General features: G+C 64.9%; 19 protein-coding genes. 9 read left to right on the plus strand and 10 right to left on the minus strand.

The genetic code is table 11. From position 1 onward, the window contains the following. Positions 1-108 precede the first annotated feature (108 nt). Positions 109-468: a hypothetical protein gene (locus tag ABIB99_RS26975; protein ID WP_354178391.1), complete on the plus strand. Its 360-nt coding sequence runs from the start codon at positions 109-111 to the stop codon at positions 466-468. 128 nt (positions 469-596) lie between these two features. On the opposite strand, the gene ABIB99_RS26980 is transcribed toward ABIB99_RS26975, so the two are convergent. The 4 genes from ABIB99_RS26980 to ABIB99_RS26995 all read right to left on the minus strand — a co-directional run bounded on the left by ABIB99_RS26980 (position 597) and on the right by ABIB99_RS26995 (position 4,987). After that, positions 597-1,688, minus strand: a complete 1,092-nt coding sequence (locus ABIB99_RS26980; RefSeq protein WP_063981580.1) for an ABC transporter ATP-binding protein — start codon at positions 1,686-1,688, stop codon at positions 597-599. A 51-nt stretch (positions 1,689-1,739) separates the two neighbouring features. Then, positions 1,740-2,591 (minus strand): carbohydrate ABC transporter permease, encoded by an 852-nt coding sequence (locus tag ABIB99_RS26985; protein WP_085399493.1) that lies wholly within the window; start codon positions 2,589-2,591, stop codon positions 1,740-1,742. A gap of 3 nt (positions 2,592-2,594) precedes the next feature. Further along, the gene (locus ABIB99_RS26990; RefSeq protein WP_063981581.1) at positions 2,595-3,524 is read right to left on the minus strand and encodes a carbohydrate ABC transporter permease; all 930 of its coding nucleotides are present in this window, start codon (positions 3,522-3,524) and stop codon (positions 2,595-2,597) included. A gap of 149 nt (positions 3,525-3,673) precedes the next feature. After that, complete coding sequence (locus ABIB99_RS26995) at positions 3,674-4,987, minus strand: ABC transporter substrate-binding protein (protein WP_354178246.1); 1,314 nt, start codon at positions 4,985-4,987, stop codon at positions 3,674-3,676. Between the two features lie 120 nt (positions 4,988-5,107). Between ABIB99_RS26995 and ABIB99_RS27000 the strand changes: the two genes are divergently transcribed. Then, complete coding sequence (locus tag ABIB99_RS27000; protein WP_354178248.1) at positions 5,108-5,281, plus strand: hypothetical protein; 174 nt, start codon at positions 5,108-5,110, stop codon at positions 5,279-5,281. 234 nt (positions 5,282-5,515) lie between these two features. Here ABIB99_RS27000 and ABIB99_RS27005 read toward each other — a convergent pair whose 3' ends face one another. Next, positions 5,516-7,183, minus strand: coding sequence for a SulP family inorganic anion transporter (locus tag ABIB99_RS27005; protein ID WP_354178250.1), 1,668 nt, complete (start codon positions 7,181-7,183; stop codon positions 5,516-5,518). Between the two features lie 302 nt (positions 7,184-7,485). Next, positions 7,486-8,976 carry a caspase family protein gene (locus tag ABIB99_RS27010; RefSeq protein WP_354178252.1) on the minus strand — a complete coding sequence of 497 codons (1,491 nt, stop codon included), beginning with the start codon at positions 8,974-8,976 and terminating at the stop codon, positions 7,486-7,488. Between the two features lie 428 nt (positions 8,977-9,404). On the opposite strand from ABIB99_RS27010, the gene ABIB99_RS27015 reads away from it, so the two are divergent. Genes ABIB99_RS27015 through ABIB99_RS27025 form a run of 3 tightly spaced genes read left to right on the plus strand, consistent with a single transcriptional unit; the run spans position 9,405 to position 13,302 of the window. After that, complete coding sequence (locus tag ABIB99_RS27015) at positions 9,405-10,436, plus strand: TRAP transporter substrate-binding protein (RefSeq protein ID WP_028147675.1); 1,032 nt, start codon at positions 9,405-9,407, stop codon at positions 10,434-10,436. A 1-nt stretch (position 10,437) separates the two neighbouring features. Beyond that, positions 10,438-12,312, plus strand: coding sequence for a TRAP transporter large permease (locus ABIB99_RS27020; protein WP_354178255.1), 1,875 nt, complete (start codon positions 10,438-10,440; stop codon positions 12,310-12,312). Positions 12,313-12,324: 12 nt separating this feature from the next. Continuing rightward, positions 12,325-13,302, plus strand: coding sequence for a hydroxyacid dehydrogenase (locus tag ABIB99_RS27025; RefSeq protein WP_354178257.1), 978 nt, complete (start codon positions 12,325-12,327; stop codon positions 13,300-13,302). A 155-nt stretch (positions 13,303-13,457) separates the two neighbouring features. Here ABIB99_RS27025 and ABIB99_RS27030 read toward each other — a convergent pair whose 3' ends face one another. After that, positions 13,458-14,624 (minus strand): ABC transporter substrate-binding protein, encoded by a 1,167-nt coding sequence (locus tag ABIB99_RS27030; protein WP_354178259.1) that lies wholly within the window; start codon positions 14,622-14,624, stop codon positions 13,458-13,460. Between the two features lie 287 nt (positions 14,625-14,911). Between ABIB99_RS27030 and ABIB99_RS27035 the strand changes: the two genes are divergently transcribed. From ABIB99_RS27035 to ABIB99_RS27050, 4 genes are all read left to right on the plus strand, one after another. Next, positions 14,912-17,341, plus strand: a complete 2,430-nt coding sequence (locus ABIB99_RS27035; protein ID WP_354178261.1) for a bifunctional diguanylate cyclase/phosphodiesterase — start codon at positions 14,912-14,914, stop codon at positions 17,339-17,341. A 230-nt stretch (positions 17,342-17,571) separates the two neighbouring features. Then, positions 17,572-18,873: an MFS transporter gene (locus tag ABIB99_RS27040; protein WP_208088148.1), complete on the plus strand. Its 1,302-nt coding sequence runs from the start codon at positions 17,572-17,574 to the stop codon at positions 18,871-18,873. 156 nt (positions 18,874-19,029) lie between these two features. Further along, on the plus strand, positions 19,030-21,615 hold the full coding sequence (locus ABIB99_RS27045; protein ID WP_354178264.1) for an EAL domain-containing protein: 2,586 nt from the start codon (positions 19,030-19,032) through the stop codon (positions 21,613-21,615). 88 nt (positions 21,616-21,703) lie between these two features. After that, entirely contained in the window at positions 21,704-22,453 is a 750-nt protein-coding gene (locus ABIB99_RS27050) for a hypothetical protein (RefSeq protein WP_354178266.1), read from the plus strand. 94 nt (positions 22,454-22,547) lie between these two features. On the opposite strand, the gene ABIB99_RS27055 is transcribed toward ABIB99_RS27050, so the two are convergent. The 3 genes from ABIB99_RS27055 to ABIB99_RS27065 form a co-directional block, all read right to left on the minus strand. Next, entirely contained in the window at positions 22,548-23,465 is a 918-nt protein-coding gene (locus ABIB99_RS27055; RefSeq protein ID WP_354178268.1) for an MBL fold metallo-hydrolase, read from the minus strand. Positions 23,466-23,557: 92 nt separating this feature from the next. After that, positions 23,558-24,763 (minus strand): NAD(P)/FAD-dependent oxidoreductase, encoded by a 1,206-nt coding sequence (locus ABIB99_RS27060; RefSeq protein ID WP_354178270.1) that lies wholly within the window; start codon positions 24,761-24,763, stop codon positions 23,558-23,560. A gap of 129 nt (positions 24,764-24,892) precedes the next feature. Further along, positions 24,893-25,183 carry a hypothetical protein gene (locus ABIB99_RS27065; RefSeq protein WP_354178272.1) on the minus strand — a complete coding sequence of 97 codons (291 nt, stop codon included), beginning with the start codon at positions 25,181-25,183 and terminating at the stop codon, positions 24,893-24,895. Positions 25,184-25,273 lie beyond the last annotated feature (90 nt).

The raw sequence follows: 25,273 nt of genomic DNA on the forward strand, positions 1-25,273 counted from the left end.
ATAATGCGTGGCGGAAAAATCGCCTCGCCGATCTCGATCGGCCTCTCTATGCTGGGCGAGGCGGGAGCGCGGAACTACGGCGGCTGGAAGACCATTGGTGACGGGGCGATGAAGTGGTTCGCGAAGCAAAACCCGGCGGACATCTGGGACGAGACGATCGAAGGACCGCTCGGCGATATCGAGGCCGCCGAGCGCATCCGCGCGATCTGTGACGCCGCAGCCGCGAGCGCGGCCGGTTCGGCGCGCAACGACACGCGAGAAGGTGAGCGCTATGAACGCGCGGCCAAGGTGGCGATGGAAATCGCGATGAAGATCTCCGACGGGCTGATGCGCGATGACGCAGTCCATCGCATCGTCGATCTCTGCATGAAGGCGAACGACCTCAAGACCGCGCAAATCCTGTTTCGCGCGATCCATGCCAGCTGGATCCGGGAGACGGTGCAGCGGGATCATCCGACCCTGGCCTAGAGGCGTGTACTCGTAAATCCGGTGTGCCCGGCAACGAGCCAAGTGCCATCGCGCTCTCCGGGCGTCATCGAAGCTGGTGACAAGAAGGCGAATTCCCGCTCACCGGTGGAATTGATCCTCTGCCGGCGTTAGATGGCCGCCTCGGTCTGCGCGTCGAAAACATGAAGCCTGGAAGGCCGCATGGCAACGCGCAGCCTGTCGCCCACCCTCACCCTCGCGGTCGGCTCGACGCTCGCCACCATGATACTCTCGCCGACCTTCATATCGAGCAGGATTTCCGAGCCGAGTTGCTCGACCACCTCAATCACAGCATCGAAGCATGAGTGGCCGAGATCAGCGCTACCCGCCACGGTAAGGTCCTCCGGCCGCACGCCGAGCATGACCTCGCGTCCGATATGGCCGCGCAGCCGCTGCGCGGTCTCGTCCGGCAGCTTGATGCGCAGGCCGGAGTTCTCGGCAATCAGCGATCCGTTCGCCTCGGTCACCGTAACGGCGGCGAAATTCATGGCCGGGGAGCCGATGAAGCCGGCGACGAACTTGTTGGCGGGCTGATTGTACAGTTCGAGCGGCTCCCCCACTTGCTGGACCACGCCGTCTTTCATGACGACGACCCGGTCACCCAGCGTCATGGCCTCGACCTGATCGTGGGTAACGTAAATGGCGGTGGTGCCGAGACGGAGATGCAGTTTCTTGAGTTCAACGCGCATCTGTACCCGCAGCTTGGCATCGAGGTTCGACAGCGGCTCGTCGAACAGGAACACGCGGGGGTGACGCACAATGGCACGACCCAACGCCACGCGCTGGCGCTGGCCGCCGGACAGCTGGCGCGGCTTGCGCGTTAGCAATTCACCGATGCCGAGGATGTCGGCCGCCTCCCGCACGCGCTTGTCAATCTCGGGCTTTTCGAATTTGCGCATCTTCAGGCCAAACGCCATGTTGTCGTGCACGCTCATGTGCGGGTACAGGGCGTAGTTCTGGAACACCATGGCGATGTCGCGGTCCATCGGCGCCAATTCATTGACCACGTTTCCGTCGATGGAAATGTCGCCGGAACTGATCGCTTCAAGCCCGGCGATCATTCTCAGCGTCGTGGTCTTGCCGCAGCCGGACGGTCCGACGAACACCACGAACTCCTTGTCGCGGATCTGCAGATTGACGTCTTTGACAGCGTGCACGCTGTCGTAGAACTTGTTGATCCCCTTGAGGACGACCTGGCCCATTCGCTCCACCCGCCTTCCGCATGCCCACTTTCCTGATGATCCGGGGTGCTGTCAGCCCTTCACCGATCCAGTCAGTCCTGCGACGTAGTGCTCGACGAAAAACGAATAGGCGATAGCAACCGGGATCGATCCGAGCAGGGCGCCAGCCATCAGCGGTCCCCAGAAGAATACATCGCCGCGGATCAGCTCCGATGTGACGCCGACCGGCACGGTCTTCTGTCCAGGCGAGGACAGGAAGACAAGTGCGTAGATGAACTCGTTCCACGACAGGGTGAAAGCGAAGATGCCGGCCGAGAGGATGCCCGGGATCGCCACCGGGATGACGATGTAGAGCATCGCCTGCCAGCGCGAGGCGCCGTCAATGCGCGCGCATTCCTCGAGCTCCTTGGGCACCGCCTTGAAGTAGCCCATCATGAGCCAGGTGCAGAACGGAATGAGAAAGGTCGGATAGGTCAGGATCAATGACCAGGGCGTGTCACCCAGCCGATAGTTGCGGATGATCTCTGCCAGCGGAATGAAGAGCAGCGTTTGAGGCACCAGATAGGTGATGAAGATGCCGGTGCCCAGGCTGCCTGCAAATGGAAAGTTCAGCCGCGACAGAGCATAGCCGGCGAACACGCCGCACACGAGCGAGATGGCGGTTGACGCGAGCGCGATGAACGTCGTGTTCCACAGCCACGATGCAAACAGCGTCTCCTCGAACAGGTACCTGACATGGTCCCAGGTCGGGTTCCAGGTCCAGAACGGATTGTAGTTGATCGAATTCCAGGGTCGGTAAAGCTCGCCGTCCGGCCGGACCGAAGTGATCACCATCCAGTAGAACGGGAACAGCAGGAAAAGCAGGAACATCGCCATGGGGACGTAGAAGAACGCCCACTTTCGCCACCTTGCGCCCTCGATCATGGCTCAGCGGACCTCCACGCGGCGGATGTAGAGAAGTTGGATGATAACGACCAGAAACAGGACCGGAAACATGGCGAGCGAGATGGCAGCGCCCTCGCTTAGGAGGCCGGTGCCGATGCCGATCTGATAGGCGTAGGTGGCGAACAGGTGCGTTGCATTGGCTGGTCCGCCGCCTGTCATCACATAGACGATCTGGAAGTCGGCGAACGTCTGAATCACCGAGAACAGCACCACGACCATGGTCACGGGCAGCAGCAGGGGCCAGGTGATGTGCCAGAACCGCTGCCACGGCCTGGCACCGTCTATGGCGGCGGCCTCGCTAAGTTCGGGACTGATGGTCTGCAGGCCGGCGAGCAGGCTGATGGCGAAGAATGGCACTCCGCGCCAGATGTTGACGATGATGATCGAGATCATGGCGAGGTCTGGATCGCCCAGCCAGTTGATCCGACCGCTGATCAAACCGAGATGGTAGAGGAGCCAATTGAGGACGCTAAATGTCGGGTCGAACATCCACTTCCAGGCGAAAGTCGAGAGCACGGTCGGGATGATGAAGGGCAGCAGGATGAAAGCACGGGTGAAAGCCTTGCCGCGGAAATTCCGGTTGAGCAGCATGGCCAGCCACAGCCCGAGCGCCAGCTTGAAGACGGTGGTTACGCCCGTATAAAGAAACGTGTTGTAGACGGAGGTGCGAAAGATCCCGTCATTGAAGATCTTGTAGAAGTTGGCGAGGCCGACGAACTCGCCTGGAACGCCGACGCGCGAGTTGGTCACCGACAACAAGATGCCGCGCAAGAACGGATAGGCGATGAACGTACCGAGCAGCGCCAGGGTCGGCACCAGCAGCACGAATGCGAGCCAACGCTCGTCCTCAAGCAGCCGGATTCTGGGCCGCGGCGCCTGCGGCATGTAGACTTGGGTCTCGGCGATCGCCATCTCGCTTCACCTCTAAGCGCACGCCAACAGACGCGTCATGCGAAACTTTGATCGCGCCGCCTCACAGAGAGACGGCGCACCGTACAAGTCCGAGACGCGGGGCGCGCGGCAGCCACTTCGCAGCCGTGCGACGTGCTGCGCACGTACTTTCAAGAATAGACCTTCTTGAGTTCGACTTCCGCCCATTTCACGGAATCCTCCGCCGGAGCGCCCTGGATCGCTTTGGCGTACATATCTGTGATGATGTATTTGGTGAGCACTTCGGCAGCCTTCTTGCCTGATGAGGGCAGAGGGTACCCGGGCGTCTGACCCAGGAGGCCGGCGATCTTGAAGGGCGCCATGACCTTGTCCTCTTCCCACAACTTGTGTTTCTCCCATTCGTGGGTCGGCGGTGTCGCGAAACCTTTCTGGGAGACGAACCACGGCTCGTAGTTCGCCTTGGTATGGACCCACTTCAACAACGCCTTCGCACCGTCCTGATTCTTCGAATAGTTCGGAATGACGTGAGAGAAATAGGTGTGCATGGCGAATTGGCCGGCCGGGCCTTTGGGCAACGGCGAGTGCTGGATGTCGGTCTTCAGCTGTGCGCTTTTTTCAGTAATATATTTGTCGGGGTTGCGCAGCGATTCGATGTAGATCGAAGCGCCGTTGAGGGTGGCGCAGATGGTTTGCGACAGGAACGCACGGTTGTTGTTGGTGTCATCCCAGGCAAGCCCGCCCTCGTCGTGGGCTTCCTTCCAGAAAGCCGTCATGAATTTGACGGACTCGATGACCTCTTTCTTGTTGATGTTGACAGTCTTGCCGTCCTTCTCGACCTCGGTGCCGCCCCACGACCACATGTACGGGTAACTGAACGTCGGCGCGTCACCGAACGTGTGGCCGAGCGTCTGACCGATCGGCCGGCCCTGGGCCTTGAGCTTCTTGCCAACCTCGCGATACTTCTCCCAAGTGTCCGGGAAGGTCGATGAGCCGATCTCATCGAACCAGGATTTTCGGTAGGCGATCATGGCGCCGACGATGGTCCACGGCAAAGAGATCCATTTTTGGCCGTCGGCGGAGTTGGACTTGCACAGATCATAATAGCCATCTTCGGCCTCGCTCACACGACCTGCGATGTCGGACAGGTCGATGACGCTCTCCGAATAGATCTGCGGGTGGTTATTGAAGAGCATGATGATGTCGGGACCTGAGCCCGACTGGATCGCCGAGGTGATGCGCGGCTGCAGGTCGTTGCCATTCACAGTCTCAAGATTGATCTTGATTCCCAGCGCCTTCTCGGCAGCAGGCAGCAGCTCCTTGCGCAATAGCTGATCGGAAGCTGGCACGAAGTCATTCCAACGCAGCCAGTGTACCGTGGTGCCCTGTGCAAAAACGGGAGCCCTGCCAGTGGCCAGGATGCCGGCCATGCCGCCCACAAGCGCCGTGCCGCCCTTGAGGATGTTACGTCGGGTTACCGTCGTCATGCATTCCTCCCTCGGTGTGTCTGAGCTAATATCCTTTGGCCAGTCTAACGCCGGCCTGGAGTGCCTTTCAGTCTATCGCGCCTCCGTGGCTCAACGCATGCGCACGCGACAACGTGCGCAATGTATTGGCTCGATGATCATTTGGTGGCGTTCCACTTGCAGCGCCGGGGTGGCGAGTTCGCCGCGAACCAGGGGGCGTTCTTCGCGGAGCAGCGGCGCGATTGCATCGCACCCAATCGTAACGGCGGTACGATCGGCGGCCTGGATCATGTCGGCGCTGCAGCCAGCGCTTGAACCCTACCGTCATAACGATCCCTCCCGCGCAGCGACGGTATAGCCGCGGCCAAGCGGGTTTTCCCCGTCTTATATGAAGTTCGGTACCGGAAGCTGGCGCGACATCATTGTCGCCCGTCGCAGCAGGAAATCAAGTGCTAGCTTTGACGCGGCGGCCATGGTCTTACTCCGCGAACTGGCCGGCGACCAAAAGTATCGCTCCCTTTGGGGCGGCGGACCGAGTGAAGGCGGTGGTTATTTCGCCAGCTTGCGCACGGCTTCATCGACGCTGTGGAAGACGTGTTCGCGGGGCAGGGCGTCGAACAGTCTGAAACGTTCGAACGCGTTCTGCGCGCGCACCGATTCCAGCCGCGCCAGTGCGACGGTGACGCCCTGTTCGCTGCACGCCTTGAAGACGTCGAGCAGTATCTGCGCGGCGGTGAAGTCGATCTCGACCATGCCGCTCGCCTCCAGCACCAGCAGTTGCGGCGTCGAGGTGCCGAGCACTTTGGCCACGTCGCTGCGAAAACCCGGCGCGTTGAGGAAGGACAGCGGCGCCTGGAGCCCGATCACGGCGACGCCGGCGATGCGCTCGCCGGTGATGTGCGGATGCGCCGGCCACCAGATCGTGGTGCCCGGCACGCGCTCGAACTCGACGAGCCGCGCGCGCGTGGTGCTCCAGATGCCGTGCAGCAGCGACAGCACGATGCCGAGGAAAGCGCCCTGCTGGATCGGCAGCACGATGATCAGCGCGGCAGTGGCGACGATCAGCAGGAACTCGCTGAACGATTGCCGGTAGATCGTGGCGATCTGCTTCACCCGGATGATCCGCAGCGCCACGAACAGCAGGATGCCGCCGAGCGCGGCGTCCGGAACGTGCTGCAGCAGCCCCGTTCCGAATGCGAGCAACGCCAGCACGATTGCCGCGGCCGCAAGGCCCGCGAGCTGCGATTGTCCGCCGGTCTCGGCAACGATCCCGGTTCGCGGCGGGCTGGCATTGACCGGAAACGCGCCGAACAGGCCGGACAGCACGCTGCCGGCGCCCGCACCGAGGAAGTCGCGGTCGACATCGGCAGGCTTGTCGGGATCGGACGGGAACGACCGCGTCGTCGCCGCGGTCTGCACCATTACGACGACGGTGATGACGAAGGCGAGCGGCACTAGGCGCACCCACAGCTCCGGCGCCAGGTCAGGCAAGGTCGGCCGTGGCAGCGTGCCCGGCACCGCGCCGACGACGCTGACGCCCTTGCTTTCGAGGCCGAGCGCGATTGTGGCCAATGTCGCGGCGACGAGCCCGATCAGCGCACCCGGAATTTTCGCGCTGACCCTCTCGGCGATGAAGACCACGGCGAGCACACCGAGCCCGATGCAGAGCGTAAATGGGTTGGTGCGGCCAAGTTCGGTCGCGAGCACGCCGATGCGTTCGAGTGTCGGCCCGCTTGGTGATCGAAGCCCGAGCACGCCCGGCAGTTGCGAGACGATGATGTGGACGGAGATGCCGGCGAGGAAGCCGACCATCACCGGCACGGACAAAAGATTGGCGATGCCGCCGAGGCGGAAAGCGCCGCTGGCCAGCATCATCGCGCCGACCATCAGCGCCAGCGCGATCGCAAGCCCCTGATACTCAGGCGAGCCGGTGGCCGCGAGCGCGGCAAGTCCGCCGGCGAAGATCGGCGTGATCGTGGAATCCGCGCCGCAGGACAGGAAGCGATTGCCGCCGAGCAATGCGAAGCCGAACGAGCCGGCCATGAACGCGAAGAAGCCGATCTGCGGCGCAAAACCGCCGAGCCGCGCCGTGGCCATCTGCTCGGGGATCGCAATCGCCGCCAGCGTCAGGCCCGCCATGAGGTCGCCGGGCAGGGAATAGGACGCGAGTGACCGGAACAGCGGCCATGAGTTCTTGGCGGGCGCGTCGTGCGGCATCGATATGGAATCCCCGGAAAGGCTGGCGTCGCTCAGACTACAGCATTTCGCGAATGTCCACGATCTGCGTGTCTCGGACGCGGCGCAGCACGCAGTGCTGCGCCGCAGAGCCGGGACCCATCGTGCTACGCCGATTGCTGCCGCGTGGGCCCCGGCTCTGCAGCGCACCGCACCGGACGATGCTTCGCATCGCCGGGAGCGCTACGCTGCGTCCGGGGCACGAGAGTTGCTGGCCGCCCACCATCAACAGAAATGTCCGCAGGCAGGGCCTGCGGACATCCATTCGCTTGGTGAACTGGGGCTCAGTACCTGCCGCGGTTGTAGTCGCCGCGTCCGTAGCCGCCTCCGCCACGGCCGCCCATGCCCATGCCGAGACCAATCCCGACACCGATTCCGACGCCAACGGCTTCAGGTGGCGGGCCAGGTGGCGGCGCGCGCTCGTAGATCACTTCGTCGGGCGGCGGCCGGCGCGGCTTCGGTGGCGTCTCGACCACCTTTCGCTTCGGCGGGGTGTCGTCGACGCGCTTCTTGATGACGGGCGCCACCGCCGGATTGACCGGCGTTGCCGGTGTCGACGGCGCCGAGCACGGGCAGGTCGGGGCCATTGCGACCGCGACCGGAGCAGGGGCCGCTGCGGCCGCGACCGGCAAGGCATAGTTGCGGTTCTGCACGCGGAGCAGCAGCCGGCGCGCGGTTGCGGCGAGGTCGCTGTTGTCCCAATTCGCCAGATAGGCCTCGAACGAGGCGCGGGTGTTGATCGCGGTCGCGCGCTCCCAGGCCAGCATCTGGCGCCGACGCTCCAGGATCGTGCGCAGGCGCGGCGTGAAGGACGCCTGCGCGTACAATTCGACATAGGCCTGATACGCGGGCACGGTGTCGTCCGCGATCACGAGCTCATAGGCGGCCCTGGCGTCCTTGCCCTGCAAATCCCTGCGCCAGTCCTCGACACTGCGCGTGCCGCTGGCGAGCGCCATCGACGATGCGCCCGGAAGGGACGGTTGCTGACCGCTGCTCTCGCCGCCGAAGAACTTGAAGTCGGTCGTCAGCGACGAGCTCTCCCAGGGGATCTGACGCCCGTCGGTCGATTGCGCCACGGCGATGCGGATGCGCTTGAAAACTTCCTCGATCGGCAGGTTTGGCTGCTTGGCGACGGTCAGCGCGGCCGTGGTGTAGGGGCTGTCGATGCCGGAGCCGTCCTCGGCTTCGGCGCCGGGCGAGGTCGAATAGGAGATGAAGGAGCCGGGTGCACCGGCCTTGGTGTCGACGATTGCAAGCCCGTGGCCGGCGCCGCTGAGCGCAGGGAACGGATTGTTGCGGCAGGCGTCGAGCATGAAGATGCGTGCCCGCGTCGGCAGCGCGCCGAGCGTGTTGAGCAGATCGTTTAGCCGCACGCCCTGGAGCGGAATGTCGGCCTCGCGCTTGGGATCGAGATCGACCGGCACCAGATAGTTCTCGCCGTCGATCTGGAGGCCGTGGCCGGCATAGAACACCAGTGCGACGGTGTCGGCGCCGCTGGCGCTGACCTTGCCGGCGAAATCGGAGATCGCAGCGCGCATCTCGTTCTGCGCCAAATTGGCCGCCGTGGTGACGGTGAAGCCGGCATTGCCGAGCAGCTCCGTCATGCCATTGGCGTCGTTGGCGGCGTTGGGCAGCTCCGGCACGGTGCGATAGGCGGATTGACCGATCACGAGTGCGAGCCGCGCCTCGGCGTCGGCGTCGGTCGGCGTCATCAATTGCGTGAGCGCGACAAGGCTGGAGGCAAGAAACAAATTGCGAAGGACTGGACGGCGCATGGTGTCACCTCCATCGGCAATGCGCACGATGATGTCACCTTTTCTAGGTCGCAGCCACGCGTCTGTCTGTGCACTGGATCACGCTGCAAGCTGCGGCAAAATGGGGCAGGGCGTCTGCCGGAGCCGCCGGGGCATCGCTCGGGCGGCATCCATGTGAATTGCGCATTGATCCATGCACCAATTGGATTGATCCGTGCTGCTGCGCGAAGCGTCCTGTCGCACATCGGCCCCGAGGCCGATCCGATCGAGAATCCCGGACAAACATGGTTGTTTTGACGGCGCCGATGCCGTCGATGTTCGCAACCCGCCGCTTTGCGACGGCCGGCTGCAACCCTTGCCTGCCCCGTCGCTTTGGCCATACAGTCCGCGCAACAGGCCGCGGCAGCGATCTCGGCCGTAAACAAGAATATTCGGGGAGAGACCGCGCCATGACCATCGTGCCCGTGAGCCGTCGCACGTTCATCAAGTCGTCGACGGCGGTTACCGCCGGCCTCGTTCTTTCTCCCGCCATCATCGGTCGCGCCGAAGCGGCGACGCTGAAGCTGAAATGCTCCTCCTCGCTGCCGAACGATCCGAAATACGCCAACGGCCGCGTCTACTACGACAACCTCGTCAAGAACCTGAAGGGCAACGGGCTCGGCGAGCAGGTCGAGGTCGCCTTCTTCCCGGACAACCAGCTCGGGCAGGAGATCGATGTCATCAATTCGGTGAAGCTCGGCGTCATCGACCTCATGGTGTCGGGCTCGTCGATCTCCGCCAACCTGGTGCCGCTGGTCGGCACCTTCGACCTCGGCTTTCTGTTCTCGAGCTTCCCGCAGCAGACCAAGGCGTTCGATTCCGGCGCCGCCAAGCCGATCGAGGACGCGCTGCTCAAGAGTGGCAACATCCGCATCATCGCCTGGGCCTATAATTTCGGCTCACGCAGCGTGCTCGCGAGGAAGCCGGTGAAGACGCCGGAGGATCTCGCCGGCCTCAAGATCAGGACGCTGCCGAATCCGGTGATCACGGAATGCCTGCGCCTGATGGGCGCCGCCGCGACGCCCCTGGCCTTCGGCGAGATCTACACGGCGCTCCAGGCCGGCGTGCTCGACGGGCTGGAGCACGATCCGCCGACGATCCTGGCCAGCAAGTTCTTCGAAACGGCAAAATTCTACTCGCTGACGCAGCACAATTTCTCGCCGCTTGCGATCTACTTCAGCGACGTGACCTACAACCGCATGGATCCGAAGCTGCGCGAGGGTTTCCTCGATGCCGCCAAGAAGGCCGCGGCCGACACGCGCGCCCACGGGCTTGCGGTCGAGAAGGAGGCGCTGACGGCTTTGACCGAGAAGGGCGTGACCGTGGCCGAATGCGACCGCGAAGCCTTCAAGAAGCGCGTCGCGCCGCAGCACGAGAACTTCATCAAGGCGCGGCCGGAGTCCAAGCCGGTCATCGACATCATCCGCGCGACGCAAGCTTGAGATGACCAAGTCTGAGATGGCGTTGACAGCCGCCGTGCCTCTCTCGGGCGGCCGCCACGGGAGCATTACGCTGCTGCTTCGCCTCAGCGACGCGATTGCGGCCATCCTCCTGGCTGCCGATCTCGTGGTCGTCTGCGCGTCGGTGCTGTTGCGCTTCTGCTTCAATGCGCCGGTCGAATGGTCTGATGACGTCGCGCGCGGCCTGATGGTCGGCTCGGCCTTCTTCGGCGCGGCGAGCGCGCTGGCGCGTGGCGAGAATGTCGGCGTGTCCTTCTTCCGCGATCTGCTGCCGGTGCGGCTGCGCACGCTGGTCGATGCCGCGAGTGCGCTTCTGATCGTGCTGATCTCCGGCTATGTCGCCTACAACGCGATCAAGCTGGGATCGTTGACTTCAGGGCAGACCACCGGATCCGGCCTGCCGCTGGAGCTGACCTTCTACCCGATGGGCATCGGCGCGCTGTTCATGACGGTGTTCGCGATCGACCAGCTCTGCGCGCGGCCGCTGCCTGACATCGTCAGGGGCCTCGTTGCGGTCGTCATCGTCAGCGGCCTCTATCTCGCCTGGGATTATCTGTCGCCGTCCACCGTGCCGTCGGCGGGCACGCTGATGTTTATCGGCTTCTTCGCAACCCTGTTCGGCGGATTGCCGATCGGCTTTGCGCTGGCGCTGGCCGCGCTGATCTTCATCTGGGTCGAGGGCGCGCTGCCCGGCGTGATCTTCGCCCAGCAGATGGCGCGCGGCATCGACAATTTCGTGCTGCTTGCGATTCCCTTCTTCATCCTCGTCGGCTACCTCATGGAAGCCAACGGCATGTCGGTGCGGCTGATAGAGTTGCTACAGCGCGGTGTCGGCCGTATGCGCGGCGGGCTCAACGTCGTGATGGTGGCGTCGATGGTGCTGTTCTCAGGCATATCCGGTTCGAAGATGGCCGACGTCGCCGCGGTCGGCTCGGTGCTGATCCCGGCCGCACGCCGCTCGAAGCAGAATCCGGGCGGCGCGGTGGCGTTGCTTGCCGCATCCGCGGTGATGGCGGAAACCATTCCGCCCTGCATCAATTTGATCATCCTGGGTTTCGTCGCGAACCTGTCGATCGGCGGCCTGTTCGTCGCTGGCCTCCTGCCGGCGGCGCTGATGGCGCTGGTCCTGATCGCGGTGTCCATCATCTTCGGCAAGCGGCCGGCGGATACCGAGGACGTTGCGCCGCAGATGCCGGTGTCTGGCCTTTGGAGCGGCGCGATCGCCTCGTTCGGCCTGATCTTCATGATCTTCTTCGGCTTCAAGAGCGGATTTGCGACGGCGACGGAGATCTCCGCGTTTGCCGTGGCCTATGCGCTCGTCGTCGGCAGCGTCGTGTTCCGCGAGCTCACGTTTAAGTCGGCCGCACACAGCTTCGTGCAGGGCGCGACGCGTGCGGGGCTCGTGCTGTTCATTGTCGCCGCCGCGCAGTCGCTGGCGTTCACGCTGACCCTGCAGCAGGTTCCGCACGCGGTCGGCGACTTCATGTTGGGATTGTCCAAGACATCAGGGACGTGGCTGTTCATCCTGCTCGCGATCGGCGTGCTGATCGTGATGGGCTCGGTGCTGGAAGGCGCGGCCGCGCTCATCATCTTCGGGCCGCTGCTGCTGCCGGTGGCCGTGCAGCTCGGTGTCGATCCCCTGCATTTCGGCGTCGTGCTGGTCATCGCGATGGGCATCGGCCTGTTCGCGCCGCCGCTCGGGCTCGGACTCTACGGCGCCTGCCTGATCGGCAACGTGCCAATTGAGCAGACGGTGAAGCCGATCATGGGCTATCTCGGCCTGTTGTTCCTCTGCCTGCTCGTCATCGCCTTCGTGCCATGGCTCTCGACCGCGCTGCCGCGGGCATTCGGCTACTGACGGAGTTCTCTCGTGAAAGTCCTGCTCGCCCATACGCCGGAGATGCGCCGCAATTACTACGGCGACCGCAGCCTGAACGGCCTGCGGGCAGCCGCCGAGGTCATCCTGCACGAGAGCGACGATGCGCTGGACGCGGTTACCCTCGTGCGTGCGGCGAAAGATGCCGACATCATCGTCGCCGATCGCATGACCGAAGGGCGCGGCGAGATCTTTGCGCGACTGCCGCGCTTGCGTGCCTTCGTCCGCTGTGCCGTCGACATCCGCAACGTCAATGTCGATGCGGCCTCGAACGCCGGCGTGCTCGTGACGCGGGCCGGTCCCGGCTTCGTGCAGGCGGTGGCCGAGCTCGCGCTCGGCTACATGGTCGATCTCTCCCGCGGCGTGTCGCGGGCGACGGCGGATTACCAGGCCGGTCGCAAGGTCGAGGCGCGGATGGGCCGCCAGCTCGCCGGCAGCCGGATCGGCATCATCGGTTATGGCAGCATCGGGCGCTATCTCGCCGAAATCGCCAAGGTGATGCGCATGGAGGTGCTGGTCTCCGATCCCTTCGCGACCGTCAGCGACGGTGCCGTCCGGCAGGTCAGTCTCGACGAGCTTCTTGGTGCCTCCGACTACGTCGTCTGCCTCGCGATCGCCAACGAGCAGACCGAGAATCTGATCGGCGAGGCGGCGCTGGCGCGCATGCAGAAGCATGCTGTCTTCATCAATCTCTCGCGCGGCAATCTCGTCGATGAGGCCGCACTGGCACGCGCGCTGCGCGAGAACCGCATCGCCGGCGCGGCGATGGACGTCGGCCGCGCGCCCGACCAGATGCCAAGCCCGGAGCTGGCGATTCTTCCCAACGTTATCGCGACGCCACATGTCGGCGGGCTGACACCACAGGCGATCGAATACCAGTCGCTCGAAACGGTGCGGCAGGTCGAGGCGATCGTCAAAGGCGAGGTCCCGCAAGGCGCCGTCAACGCCGAGCGCTGGACGCGGCGGCCTTGAGGCTGCGGAGCTAACGCAAGTTATACAGTCGCTGCGCGCACCAAAGCTTCCGCATCGTCATGGCCGGGCTTGACCCGGCCATCCACGCCTTTGCCTGCGATGCCAAGAATGTGGATGCCCGGGACGAGCCCGGGCATGACGACCTCCTGCTGCAGCTACAGCCGATCCACCGCCCTGAACGTCCCGTCCTTCTGGATCACGGTCAAAAACACCTTCGGCGGCGCGTCGGTCATGCGCGCGCCGACGGTGACGATGCTGCCGCTGATGTCGAAGCGTCCGACGTCGTTGATGGTGCGCAGGAGGCTCGCGCGGGTCGGTTGCGGCCCCGCCTTCTCCAGCGCCGCGGCCGCGAGGCGGCCGGAGAGATAGCCTTCGAGCGACACGAAGTCCGGTGTCAGCGTCGGGTCGAACGCGTTCTGCGCCGCCTGGTAGTCGGCGACGAGCTTTTGCGAGCGATCCCAGGGAAACGGCACGACCTGCGAGACGATGACGCCTTCGCCGTCGGGGCCGAGCTCTCTGGCGAGCGCATTGGCGCCGACGAAGGAGATGTTGACGAAGGTCGGATGGAAGCCGCTGCGATGCGCGAGCTTAATGAACTCCGCGCAAGGGCCGTAGGTCCCGACCATGACGACGGCTTCGGGCTCGGCGCGCTTGATCATGCGCCAGGCCGCGCCGACCGCGCGGGTGTTGCGCTCGAAGGTGCCTTCGGCGGCGAGCTCGAGGCCGCGCCTGGCGAGTGCGCGCTTTACGCCGGCGAGACCGTCGCGGCCGAAGGAATCGTCCTGGTAGAAGATGCCGATGCGGGTGAAGTGGCGATCCTCGGTGAGGTGCTTGACCCAGGCCTCCGCTTCAGCGCCATAGCTTGCGCGAATGTTGACGACGTTCGCAAGCTCGAGGTCGCGCAGGAATTCAGCGCCGGTGAAGGGGCCGATGAAGGGGATGTTCCTGGTACTAGTGATCGGTATCGTCGCCACCGCGGTCGGCGTGCCCACCGCGCCGATCAGCGCGAACACCTTGTCGTCCTCGATCAGCCGCAGCGTCTGCGCCACCGAGCGGTCGGGATCGTAGCCGTCATCGCGGCTGATGAGCTGGAGCCTGCGGCCGTGGACGCCGCCCTTTTCGTTGATCTCGGTGAATGCCGCGACGATGCCTTGCCGCATCCGCTGTCCGAGCGCGGAGGAGGGGCCTTCGAGCGCGGCGGCCTGGCCGAACAGGATTGTTTCGTCGCTGACGCCGACCTCGTCGCCTTTCGCTGCAGGATTGGCCGCGGCGAGTAGCGCGACGGCCAGAGCGACGCAGGCCGCTGATCGCGATCGTGTCATGAGGATGTTTGCCGGATAAGGGAATACCTGCCGGAAACGATAGTCCCGTCGCCCTGAACAGCTCGCTAACCCCCGATGTAACGGTGCTCCGTAAGAGTCCGGGGAAAAGCGGCAAATTACTTCCACAATGGGCCCTGCTTGCAGGCCAATCGTTAACTAAGCCGCGCAATCTGCGACGACCCGGTTCTGAAATTGTGCGGTTCTTAACCCCGATCCTTGTCCGATAGCAGTTCCGGCAGCTCAACCAGAAGTGGGCTGCCGCGCCGAGGGGGACTTGCGGGATCAAGATGGGCGGTCGGGGTCAGAACGATCAGGATCGGGGACGTAGGACCGGATGGTGGCGCGCGGCGCCGCTGCTCGGACTCTATCGTCCTGCGCTCGTCGCAGTCGGCGTCGGTCTCCTGTTCTCGCTCGTGGGCGCCGCCGCCGTGGCGCGATGGGAAAACCGCGTCAACAAGATCGAGTTCGAGAACGCCGCCGAAACCGAAGCCATCGTCATGCAGAACGGCATGAGCGAGTACATCTCCAGGCTCGTCGCGCTGCGTACGCTGTTCGAATCGACCAACGAGGAAATCACCCGCAGCGAATTCGAGACCTTCAGCTCCCGGCTGTTCGAACGTCATCCCGGCATGCTGCGCATCTCCTGGCTGCCGCGCGTCAACCGCAAGGAGCGCGCCGAATACGAGGCCGCCGCGGCCACGGACGGCGTGTCCGGCTATCGCATCAAGTCGCTCCAGGGCGAGACCTTCGCGACCGCGCCGCAAGCCGATGAATATTTCCCGGTGTTCTACTCGACCCAGCCGAAGACGTCGTCGGTCTACGGCATGGATTACGCGACCGTTCCAGAGCGCCGCGCAGCCCTCGAGCGCGCGCGCGACAACGATCGCGTCGCCGCCATTCGCACGCGGCTCTACGAGCCGAAGGAGGGTGGCCGGCAGCCCGACGTGCTCGTTGCCATTCCCGTCTACGCCAAGGGAACCTCGCGCGAGGCGGTGGCGGACCGGCGCCGCAATCTGGCGGGCTTCGTCGTCGGCGTCTTCGACCTGCCGCTGCTGATCCAGTCCATTCGCGTGACCACGGGAGCAAGCCCCGCGGTCAGCGTGAACGTCTATCCGCCCTTCACAGGGCAGATCGTCAGCCTCGAACAAACCCTGCCGGACTATTCGTCGGCCGCCACGTCGCCGCAGTCGATGCGGGACGTCGCCCGGGCGCTGTACTGGTCGGGCAGCCTCAAGATCGGGGATACCGACTGGCAGGTGCGCGCCATGCCGACGGCCGGAGGTTCGCTGGAGACGGCCTACGACCGCGCGGTTGCCGTCATCGTCGTCGGCATGCTGCTGACGCTGTCGCTCGCAACCTATCTCATGCTCGCAAGCCGCAACTCGCGGCGGCTGTCGCTGGCGAACCGGCGGGTGCTGGAGCTCGCCCAGACCGACATCCTGACCGGGCTGCCGAACCGCGCCTTCTTCCTGACCCGGCTCGACATGATGAACAGCCAGTTGAGCGTGCGGGGCCTGCCGTTCGCGATCCTGATGCTCGATCTCGACCGCTTCAAGAACGTCAACGACTCGCTCGGCCACGGTGCGGGCGATGCGCTGCTGCGCCAGGTGGCGCTGCGGCTGAGATCTGCGCTGCGCGCCACCGACGTGCTGGCGCGGCTCGGCGGCGACGAGTTCGCCATCATCCAGGAGGCTTGCGACGATCAGCGGACCTGCGCGACCGAGCTCGCCGCGCGGATCGCGAAGCTGGTCGCCGAACCGTTCCTGCTGCCCGGCCATCGCGTCGAGATCGGCACCAGCATCGGCATCGCGATCGCACCGGACCACGGCAGCGACCAGGAGCAGCTGCTGAAGAAGGCGGACCTCGCGCTCTACCGCTCGAAATCGGCCGGCCGCAACTGCTTCACCGTCTACGACGAGGCGATGTCGGCCGAGCTCGAGGCTCGCAATACGCTGGAAGGCGATTTGCGCGATGCCATCGCGCAGTGCCAGCTCGAAGTGCACTATCAGCCCTTTATGGACGTCGCCAGCGGTGGCCGTCGCGGCTTCGAGGCGCTGGTGCGCTGGCGGCATCCGAGCCGCGGCCTGATCCCGCCGGACCAGTTCATCGGGCTTGCCGAGGAAACCGGGCTGATCGTGCCGCTCGGCGAATTCGTGCTGCGGCGCGCCTGTGCGGACGCCGCCGCCTGGCCATGCGATCTCATGGTTGCGGTGAACCTGTCGCCGATCCAGTTCAAGGAAGCCGAGCTGTTCGAGACGATCTGCGCGGCGCTGGCAGATTCCGGCCTGGCGCCGCAGCGGCTGGAAATCGAGATCACCGAATCCGTGCTGCTGGAACGCGGCGTCGAGAACCTTGCCTTCATGGAGCGGCTGAAGCACATCGGCATCGAGCTGGCGCTCGACGATTTCGGCACCGGCTATTCCTCGCTGAGCTATCTAACCACGTTCCCGTTCGACAAGATCAAGATCGACAAGTCCTTCATCCGCAACCTCACGCATCAGCCGCGCAGCTCCGCGATCATCGCCTCGATCGTGACGCTCGCACGCGGCCTCGATATGTCGGTTACGGCCGAAGGCGTCGAGACACGCGAAGAGTTCGAGCGGCTGACGGCGCTCGGCGTAAATTTTGCGCAAGGCTATCTGTTCGGACGCCCGCAGCCGGTCGACCAGATCGAGTTCGACGCGCCCGTCCGGGCTTCGCAGCGCGACGCGGCCTGAGCGCGGGCCTCGCAACATTTGAACATATACGAGAGGTCGTCATGCCCGGGCTTGTCCCGAGCATCCACGTTCTTTGTTCCGCGTAGCGAAGACGTGGATGGCCGGGACAAGCCCGGCCATGACGATGTGGCAACTTCTGCGACCCGCCAAGAAACACATTCGCGAAAATCGCTTGACCCGGACGGCCCTGGATGGTCGGTAGCACCATCTAGGGATGAAATAAGCACACCATGCGGCTTCCGTTCTTCTACGGCTGGGTCGTGGTCGCGGTGACCTTCGTGACCATGGCGATCGGCGTCAACGCGCGCACCGCGTTTTCGCTGTTCTTTCCTCCCATCATCTCGGAATTCGGCTGGGAACGCGGCGTCACTGCCGGCGCGTTCTCCTTCGGCTTCGTCGTGTCGGGCATCGTCAGCCCGCTGATCGGCCGCCTGATGGATCGCGCCGGCCCGCGCGCGGTGATGGAGCTCGGTGTCGTGCTGATGGGCGGCGGACTGCTGCTCGCGCCGCTCACCAGCACGCCCTGGCATCTCTACGTGACCATCGGCGTCATGGTCGGCGCCGGCTCGGTGTGTCTCGGCTATTCCGGCCAATCGCTGTTCCTGCCGAACTGGTTCATCCGCAAGCGCGGCTTCGCCATCGGGGTTGCCTTTGCCGGCGTCGGCATCGGCTCGGTGACGCTGCTGCCCTGGGTGCAGCACATGATCGAAGAGACCGGCTGGCGCACCGCCTGTACCGCGATGGGACTGCTCATCCTCGTCGTGCTGGCGCCGATCAATCTGTTCCTGCACAAGCGGCCCGAAGACATCGGCCTCCAGCCGGACGGCGATGCCACGCCGGCGGCGGGTGCGGCGACACCGGTCTCCAACATCGTCGATCCCGTCTGGGTCGGCACCGACTGGACGCTCAAGCGGGCGGTTGCGACCGCGCGCTTCTGGTGGATCGCGCTCGGCTATTTCAGCGGCTTGTACATCTGGTACGCGGTGCAGGTGCACCAGACCAAATTCCTGCTCGACATCGGCTTCAGCCCCGGTGTCGCGGTATGGGCGCTCGGCATCGTCAGCCTGCTCGGCATTCCCGGCCAGATCCTGCTCGGCCACGTCTCCGACCGGATCGGGCGGGAATGGGTGTGGGCGATCAGCTGCGCAGGCTTTGCGATCTGTTTCGCGGCGCTGATGGCGCTGAAATTCCAGCCGTCGCTGTGGCTGGTCTATGTCATGGTGTTCGCGCAAGGCGCGCTCGGCTACGGCCTCACCTCGATCATGGGCGCGGTGGTGTTCGAGATCTTCCAGGGCAGGCACCAGGGCAGCATTTTTGGAACGATCATGCTGGCGGCCCTGGCCGGCGGCGCGGCGGGTCCCTGGCTCACGGGTTTTCTCTATGATCGCACCGGCGACTACACGCTCGCCTTCGCCATCGCCATGGTCGTGAGTGGACTGTCGGCGCTCTCGGTCTGGCAGGCCGCTCCCCGCAAGGTGCGGGCGGTGGCCGGCCGGCTGCACAAGCTCAAGCCCACAAGCGCGGCCGAATAGGTTCCGAATGCATCGGATTGTCTTCGCAGCTTTCGCGAGCCGTTAATCATGTCGCGTCTTGGCCGGACGCGACCCGGTTGCAAAAACGTCTTGGACACCATCGCGGCGCTAGCCTCGGCCCCCCTTGCCATCTTCCCGATGCATCCGGGTCCAACGATGTCTGCCGCCGATTGTCCCATGACAGAAATTCCGGACGTGCTGCTGGCTGCGCTCGAATGCGCCGACGGCGGCATCGTCATCGTCGACAGCGCGCGTCGCATCACGCATTTCAATGCCGGTGCAGAGCGGATCTGGAAACTCGCGCGCGCCGAGGCGCTCGGCCGCGACGCCGAACTTCTCACGCTCAAATGCCTTCAGGCCGATCCGGTCGCGGAGTTCCGCGACGAGATCAGCCTCGTGCGGCGCGACGGCACCCGGATCCGGGCGGCCATCTCGCTGTCATCCGTCACGCGTGGCGGCGTCAACCATCACGTCGTGTTCGCGCGTGATGTCACCGCGGAGGCCGAGCGCCGCGTCAGAATCGGGCTTCTCCACGCCGTCTCCGACCAGACCAACCGCGCGGTGCTCATCACCGACACCGAGCAGAACATCGTCTACGTCAATTCGACCTTCGCGACGCTGTTTGGCTACACCAGCGAGGAGGCCGAGGGCCGCCGCGCAGGCGCGCTGATCGCCGGCCGCCACACCGATCGGAAGGCCGTCGCGAAGCTCGTCAAGCGCCTGATGACCGGCGGCCGCCGCGGCGAAATCGAGACGCTGGTCTACAACAAGGACGGCGAGGAGATCTGGGTCTGCGCCCGTATCGACGTCTTCCGCGACAAGAAGGGCCGTGCCAGGCATATCTTCGCGCTGCTCGAGGACATCACCGAGACCAGGCAACTGCGCTCGCTCCAGCAGCTCATCATGAGTGCGCTGGCCGACGAGGTTCCGATCACCGATATCGCCGACAGGCTGTGCCGCCGGGTCGAGGAGATCGCGCCCGACGTGGTTTGCTCGCTGCTTCACGTCGATGCCGCAGGCCTCGTCCATCCGCTCGGCGGCCCCAGCCTGCCCGAGGACTATTCGCGTGCGCTGGACGGCATCGCGATCGGTCCGAATGTCGGATCCTGCGGCACCGCGGCCTTCTACGGTGAGCCGGTGCTGGCCGAAGATCTCGACACCGATCCGCGCTGGCAGCCCTACAAGTCGCGTCCGCTCGAAGTGGGCCTGCGCGCCTGCTGGTCGACACCGATCAAGGCCAAGGACGGCCGGGTCATCGCCACCTTCGCCTTCTATTTCCGTGAACCGCGCGCGCCCAGCAACTGGCACCGTCGCATCGTCAACGCCTGCGTCGATCTCGGCGCCTTCGCGATCGAGCGCAAGGAAGCGCGGGCCGAGATCGCGCGGCTCGCCTATCACGACATTCTCACCGGGCTGCCGAATCGCGCGCAGCTGCGGCACCTGATCACCACGGCCATCGATGCCTGCCCGACCGGCAGCCACGTCGCGCTGGCTTTCCTCGACGTCGATCATTTCAAGGACGTCAACGACACGTTCGGCCACGCCGCCGGCGATGAGCTGCTGATCCAGCTCGCGCAACGCCTGCGCGAGCAGATTGGCTCCGAGGACATGCTGGGACGGCTCGGCGGCGATGAGTTCGTCATCCTGCTGCCGCAGCGCAACGCCGAGAGCGCCGAGCGCGTCGCCGCCGGGGTCATGGAGGCGCTCGCCGCGCCGCTGCGGCTTGGCTCCAGGCAGCTGCAGATGTCGGCGAGCATCGGCATCAGCCTCTATCCCGACCATGCGACCGACATCGACACCTTGATGCAGCAGGCGGACGCGGCCATGTACATGGCCAAGCAGGCCGGCCGCTCCACCCATCGCATCTTCAGCGCCGAAATGAACGGGCTCACCGAGCAGCGCCTGGCGCTGATTGCAGCGCTGCGCCGCGCCATCGCCGAGGGCGCGCTGACCCTCAGCTACCAGCCGCAGATCCGCAGTTGCGACGGTGCCGTCCACGGCGTCGAGGCATTGGCGCGCTGGCATGATGCCGTGCTCGGCGACGTCTCGCCGGCGAAATTCATCCCGCTCGCCGAGGAGTGCGGCCTGATCGAGCAGATCGGCCTGTGGTCGGTGCGTGAGGCCTGCCGGCAGATGGCGGACTGGCGCCGCGCCGGGCTCAGCATTCCCAGCGTGTCGGTGAACCTGTCGCCGATCAATTTCCGCAACGTCACGCTGGCGGCGCGGCTCAAGGACATCCTCGCCGAATACGATCTGCCGCCGGATGCGCTGATGCTCGAGATCACCGAGGGCACGTTCATGCGGGACAGCGTCGCCGCGCTGGAGACGATGAACGCGATCCGCGAGCTCGGCGTCGGGCTTTCCGTAGACGATTTCGGCACCGGCTATTCCAGCCTCAGCCGGCTCGCGCATCTGCCGATCCGCGAGCTGAAGATCGACCGCAGTTTCATGCGCGACATCGAGAGAGACGCGGGCGCGCTCGCGGTCGCTACCGCCGTGGTGCGCGTCGGACAGGGCCTCGGCATGACCGTCGTCGCCGAAGGCGTCGAGACCGAAGGCCAGCGCAGGACGCTGGCCGAGCTCGGCTGCGACGTCGTCCAGGGCTTCCTCTACGCGCCCGCGCTGCCGCCGGTCGCATTCGAACGCTGGCTGATCGAGCACTGCGCCGAGCAGGCGAGCGCAATGCTGGGGCGGCTCGATGTTACGCCGGCCGGTCGCGACGTGGTGAAGCGGTCGGCATAGTCGGCTCCAGGGCGTTCGCACACAACCCGGCAGTCATCCCTTTCAACGGGTAGCCCCAGCCCCAGCTGATGATCGGCTGGTCGGATTTTTGTTTCTGGATATTTCCAATTGCCGATCGGCAATATCGAGCAACCGGAGCGGCGCTCTGCCAAATGCTCCGCGCCAGCTCCCGTTCCTACCACCGCGCAACCGGGCAAATCCAACTGCCAGGGCGAACTCAGGACTGGATGGGACTCGGGGCAATGTCACCTCGGGTCCGCCAAAAGCACGGAAAGCCACCATGACCTCGATTTCTGCGCTCTCCTCCAATCACCACCGCTCATCACCGTTGCAACAATTACAAGACGAGCTGCAAGCGGAAGTCGGTTCCGGCGCGATCGATGCGTCGGATCAGTCGGCGCTGTCGGCCGCGCTCAGCAGCATCGGCTCCGCGTTGCAGTCAACCGGCGCCAGCGATCAATCCGGCGGCGGGACATCTTCGCCCGACGCCTTCGCGTCGAAGATTAATGGCCTCATCCAGCAGCAAGTGTCGGCCGGCAAGTTGACGGACGAGCAGGCCACCGAGCTGCAAGGAATTTTCAAGGCGGCGCTCTCGCACGGACCGCACGGAGCGGGTGGACCGCCGCCGGACGGGCCACCGCCATCCGGCGAGCCTCCCTCGGTCAACGGCACGGACGACTCGTCAAGCGGCAATTCGACGGCGGAGCTGCTGCAACAGTTTCTCCAGCAGCTGAAAAGCTCGCTTGCGGACTCGACCTATAGCGCGACGAAAGCAGGCGATACGACCAATGCGAACGATCCGTCGTTGTCCGGCGTCCTGATCAACGATCGGATCTGATATCGGCGGCGCGCCGCGCTGACTCGGTTTGCCGCATCAAAACCAGGGCCCGCCATGAATGCGCGCCCTGGTCTCACGTTGGCTCAGCGAGCGATCAGTAGTCCCAGAACACCGGCACCCAGCGGAAGGCGTCGCCGGTGACCGCCACATGGCCGACGGACGGGAACGGCATGTGCGTCGCCACCAGCATCTCGCCGCTCGCGGCAATCTCTCGCAACAGACCGACCCGAACGCGCGCCGCCTCCTCGGGGTCGTGTTCGAAACCGTTGTGCCAGTCGGGTTGATCGAACCCGACAGCAAACACGGCGTCGCCGGCGAACGTCAGCCCGTCGCCGCCGGATGCTACGCGAACCACGCTGTGTCCGGGGGTGTGACCGCCGGTGCGACGAACGACGACGCCCGGCGCAACCTCGTGCTGCTCATCGAACTTCCGCAATTGACTTCCGTACTCCTTGACGAACCGCTTGGCGGTCGCCCGAAGCGCGTCCGGGAAGCCCGGCGGCATGGCGGTGTGGGAGAAATCGGGCGCCTCCCAGAATTTGACCTCGGCGGCCGCCACGTGGATCCGCAGGTCTTTACGCAGCCGCTCCTTCACCCCGTCGACGAGCAGTCCGCCAATGTGATCCATGTGCAAGTGGGTCAGCACCAGATCGGTCACGGACGAAAGATCGATGCCGGCGGCTTCCAGTCGCTTGATCAACTGGCCGGCGCGCGGCAAGTGCAGATCCGGGTCTGACCCCAGTCCAGCATCGATCAGGATGGTCTTGCCGCCGCTGCGGACCACGACCGCATTCAGCGCCCAGTCGAAAGCGTCCTGCGGCAGGAACATGTCGTGCAGCCAGGTCGCCCGGACGGCCGGGTCGGCATTGTGCGCCAGCATCGTGGTTGGCAGCGGCAGCACGCCGTCGCTGACCACCAGGACGTCGATCTCGCCGACCTTCAGCGCGTAGCGCGATGGAACGAGCTCTTCCGGCTTCGATGTCGCGGGGTATGAGGTGTTGTGCAGGTTCATGTTGGTCTCCTGTTTCAAGGTAGGGCTCCCAGCTGGTCTTGGTTGAACAGGCCGCGCAGCCAGGGAGGTGCGGCCGTGATCGTTTCGTGCTTCTAGAGGCTCGTCACACGCTCCGGATCGGCCGAGGCGAGCGCTGCGGCACGCTCGGCGCGGGGCGGGTAGATCCAGACCGTGTTGATCTCCTGCTTGGTCTTCTTGGCGACGTCGCCGACCATCTCGACCTTGCGCTCCCAGCCGCGCGTGAACAGCGCGCCGGCTTCGCCGAGATCGAGGCAGGTGACGTAGGCCTTCTGGTGATACGGCCTGGTCGGGACGCGCAGGAGTTCAGCGGCGGCATTGTTGCCAGCAAAGGCGCCCATCCGCGTGGCGTGCTGGCAAGACATCAGCGCGTAATTGCCCTCGTCGTCGCATGCGGCTCGCGCGGCATCGCCGGTGGCGAAGACACCGGCGATGCCGGGCACGCGCAGATCGCGGTCCACCAGCAGCCGGCCGAAATTGTCGCGCTCGGCGGGAATCTGCGCTGTCAACGGCGCAGCGCGAATGCCGGCTGCCCAGACCACCGTCTCGGTTTCGATGTGTTCGCCGGTCGACAGCGTCACGCCGGATTTGTCGAGCGAGGCAACGCCGGTGCCGAGCCTTGTCTCCACGCCGAGCTTGCGCAGCGCTTGCTCGATGACCGGGCGGGAGCCTTCGCCCATGTCGGGAGCGATTGCTCCGTTACGCTCGACGATGATCACGCGCGTTCTGGCGTTTTGGCCGAAGATGGCGCGCAGGCGCGCGGGCAGCTCGGTCGCCGCCTCGATGCCGGTGAAGCCGCCGCCGGCGACCACGACCGTGTCACGTCCATTGACGGCTGGCCGGTCGGCGAGGCCATGCAGATGCTTGTCGAGGGCAACCGCATCGTCGAGCGAGTCGACGCTGAAGCCGTGCTCGGCAAGGCCGGGAATATTGGGTCGGAAGAGGCGGCTGCCGGTGGCGATCACCAGGCGGTCATAGGACAGGGTCTTGCGCGTGCCTTTGGGAGTCGAGATCTGCACCGTCAGCGCCTCGGTGTTGACAGTCTCGGCGCTCCCCTGGATGTAGTCGACGTCGATCGCCTTGAGGACATCGAGCAGCGGTGCCGTCAGGGTTTCCGGCCTCGGCTCATAGAGCCGAGGGCGGACCACCAGCGTCGGCTCGGGTGCGATGAGCGCGATCTCGAGCTCTTCCGGCGAGACGCCCTGAATGTCGCGCAGGCGGGCGGCGGAGAGGGCGGCGTACATGCCGGCGAAGCCGGCGCCAATGATGAGCAGTCGCATGTGGTTGACTCCTTGATTTGGTTCTGGGTCTGTTGGTTCGAAACGCGCGCCATCGCCGCCGCTCGATGCGAGCAGTGCCTGTTGCGAGCGATGATGACGCGAAGAGGTGAGACGGAGACCGCCTGGTCCTTACGGCGCGGTGCAGTTGGGCAGCGAGGACAGCAGCGCAGGGCCTTCACATCCTGCGCGGCAGCTTCGCGCGCCCGATGGCCAGCCGCGCAGGGCGACCGGCAGCGCAGGTTTGTTGGTCCAGCCCCGATCGATCAGGATCGACGTCGAGACCTTGGCGTCTTGTGCGATCTGTGGCGGCGCCTCATCGGCCGTCGGCGAGGTGAAACGCACGGTCAGTGAAAGCCCGTACATGACCGCCGTCGAGACGGCCTTCCGTCGTGGCGCGATTGCAAGCCGTTTCCTGTCCATCGTTTGTCTCCGTCCCCATGATGTGACGTTGCGATGTTTAGCCAACCGGATCGTCGACTGCGCCAGAGCGATTGCCGTCCCTGTCGAGAG

Source organism: Bradyrhizobium sp. LA6.1, assembly GCF_040547805.1.
Classification (GTDB): domain Bacteria; phylum Pseudomonadota; class Alphaproteobacteria; order Rhizobiales; family Xanthobacteraceae; genus Bradyrhizobium; species Bradyrhizobium barranii.

Excerpts from the sequence above, each read along its gene's own strand:
- ABIB99_RS26975 (WP_354178391.1), top strand. The coding sequence starts at position 109 with ATGAAGTGGTTCGCGAAGCAAAACCCGGCGGACATCTGGGACGAGACG.
- ABIB99_RS27000 (WP_354178248.1), top strand. The coding sequence starts at position 5,108 with ATGTATTGGCTCGATGATCATTTGGTGGCGTTCCACTTGCAGCGCCGG.
- ABIB99_RS27030 (WP_354178259.1), bottom strand. The coding sequence starts at position 14,624 with ATGACACGATCGCGATCAGCGGCCTGCGTCGCTCTGGCCGTCGCGCTA.
- ABIB99_RS27005 (WP_354178250.1), bottom strand. The coding sequence starts at position 7,183 with ATGCCGCACGACGCGCCCGCCAAGAACTCATGGCCGCTGTTCCGGTCA.
- ABIB99_RS27045 (WP_354178264.1), top strand. The coding sequence starts at position 19,030 with ATGTCTGCCGCCGATTGTCCCATGACAGAAATTCCGGACGTGCTGCTG.
- ABIB99_RS27015 (WP_028147675.1), top strand. The coding sequence starts at position 9,405 with ATGACCATCGTGCCCGTGAGCCGTCGCACGTTCATCAAGTCGTCGACG.
- ABIB99_RS27065 (WP_354178272.1), bottom strand. The coding sequence starts at position 25,183 with ATGGACAGGAAACGGCTTGCAATCGCGCCACGACGGAAGGCCGTCTCG.
- ABIB99_RS26980 (WP_063981580.1), bottom strand. The coding sequence starts at position 1,688 with ATGGGCCAGGTCGTCCTCAAGGGGATCAACAAGTTCTACGACAGCGTG.
- ABIB99_RS27010 (WP_354178252.1), bottom strand. The coding sequence starts at position 8,976 with ATGCGCCGTCCAGTCCTTCGCAATTTGTTTCTTGCCTCCAGCCTTGTC.
- ABIB99_RS27020 (WP_354178255.1), top strand. The coding sequence starts at position 10,438 with ATGACCAAGTCTGAGATGGCGTTGACAGCCGCCGTGCCTCTCTCGGGC.
- ABIB99_RS26990 (WP_063981581.1), bottom strand. The coding sequence starts at position 3,524 with ATGGCGATCGCCGAGACCCAAGTCTACATGCCGCAGGCGCCGCGGCCC.
- ABIB99_RS27035 (WP_354178261.1), top strand. The coding sequence starts at position 14,912 with ATGGGCGGTCGGGGTCAGAACGATCAGGATCGGGGACGTAGGACCGGA.
- ABIB99_RS27060 (WP_354178270.1), bottom strand. The coding sequence starts at position 24,763 with ATGCGACTGCTCATCATTGGCGCCGGCTTCGCCGGCATGTACGCCGCC.
- ABIB99_RS27055 (WP_354178268.1), bottom strand. The coding sequence starts at position 23,465 with ATGAACCTGCACAACACCTCATACCCCGCGACATCGAAGCCGGAAGAG.
- ABIB99_RS26995 (WP_354178246.1), bottom strand. The coding sequence starts at position 4,987 with ATGACGACGGTAACCCGACGTAACATCCTCAAGGGCGGCACGGCGCTT.
- ABIB99_RS26985 (WP_085399493.1), bottom strand. The coding sequence starts at position 2,591 with ATGATCGAGGGCGCAAGGTGGCGAAAGTGGGCGTTCTTCTACGTCCCC.
- ABIB99_RS27040 (WP_208088148.1), top strand. The coding sequence starts at position 17,572 with ATGCGGCTTCCGTTCTTCTACGGCTGGGTCGTGGTCGCGGTGACCTTC.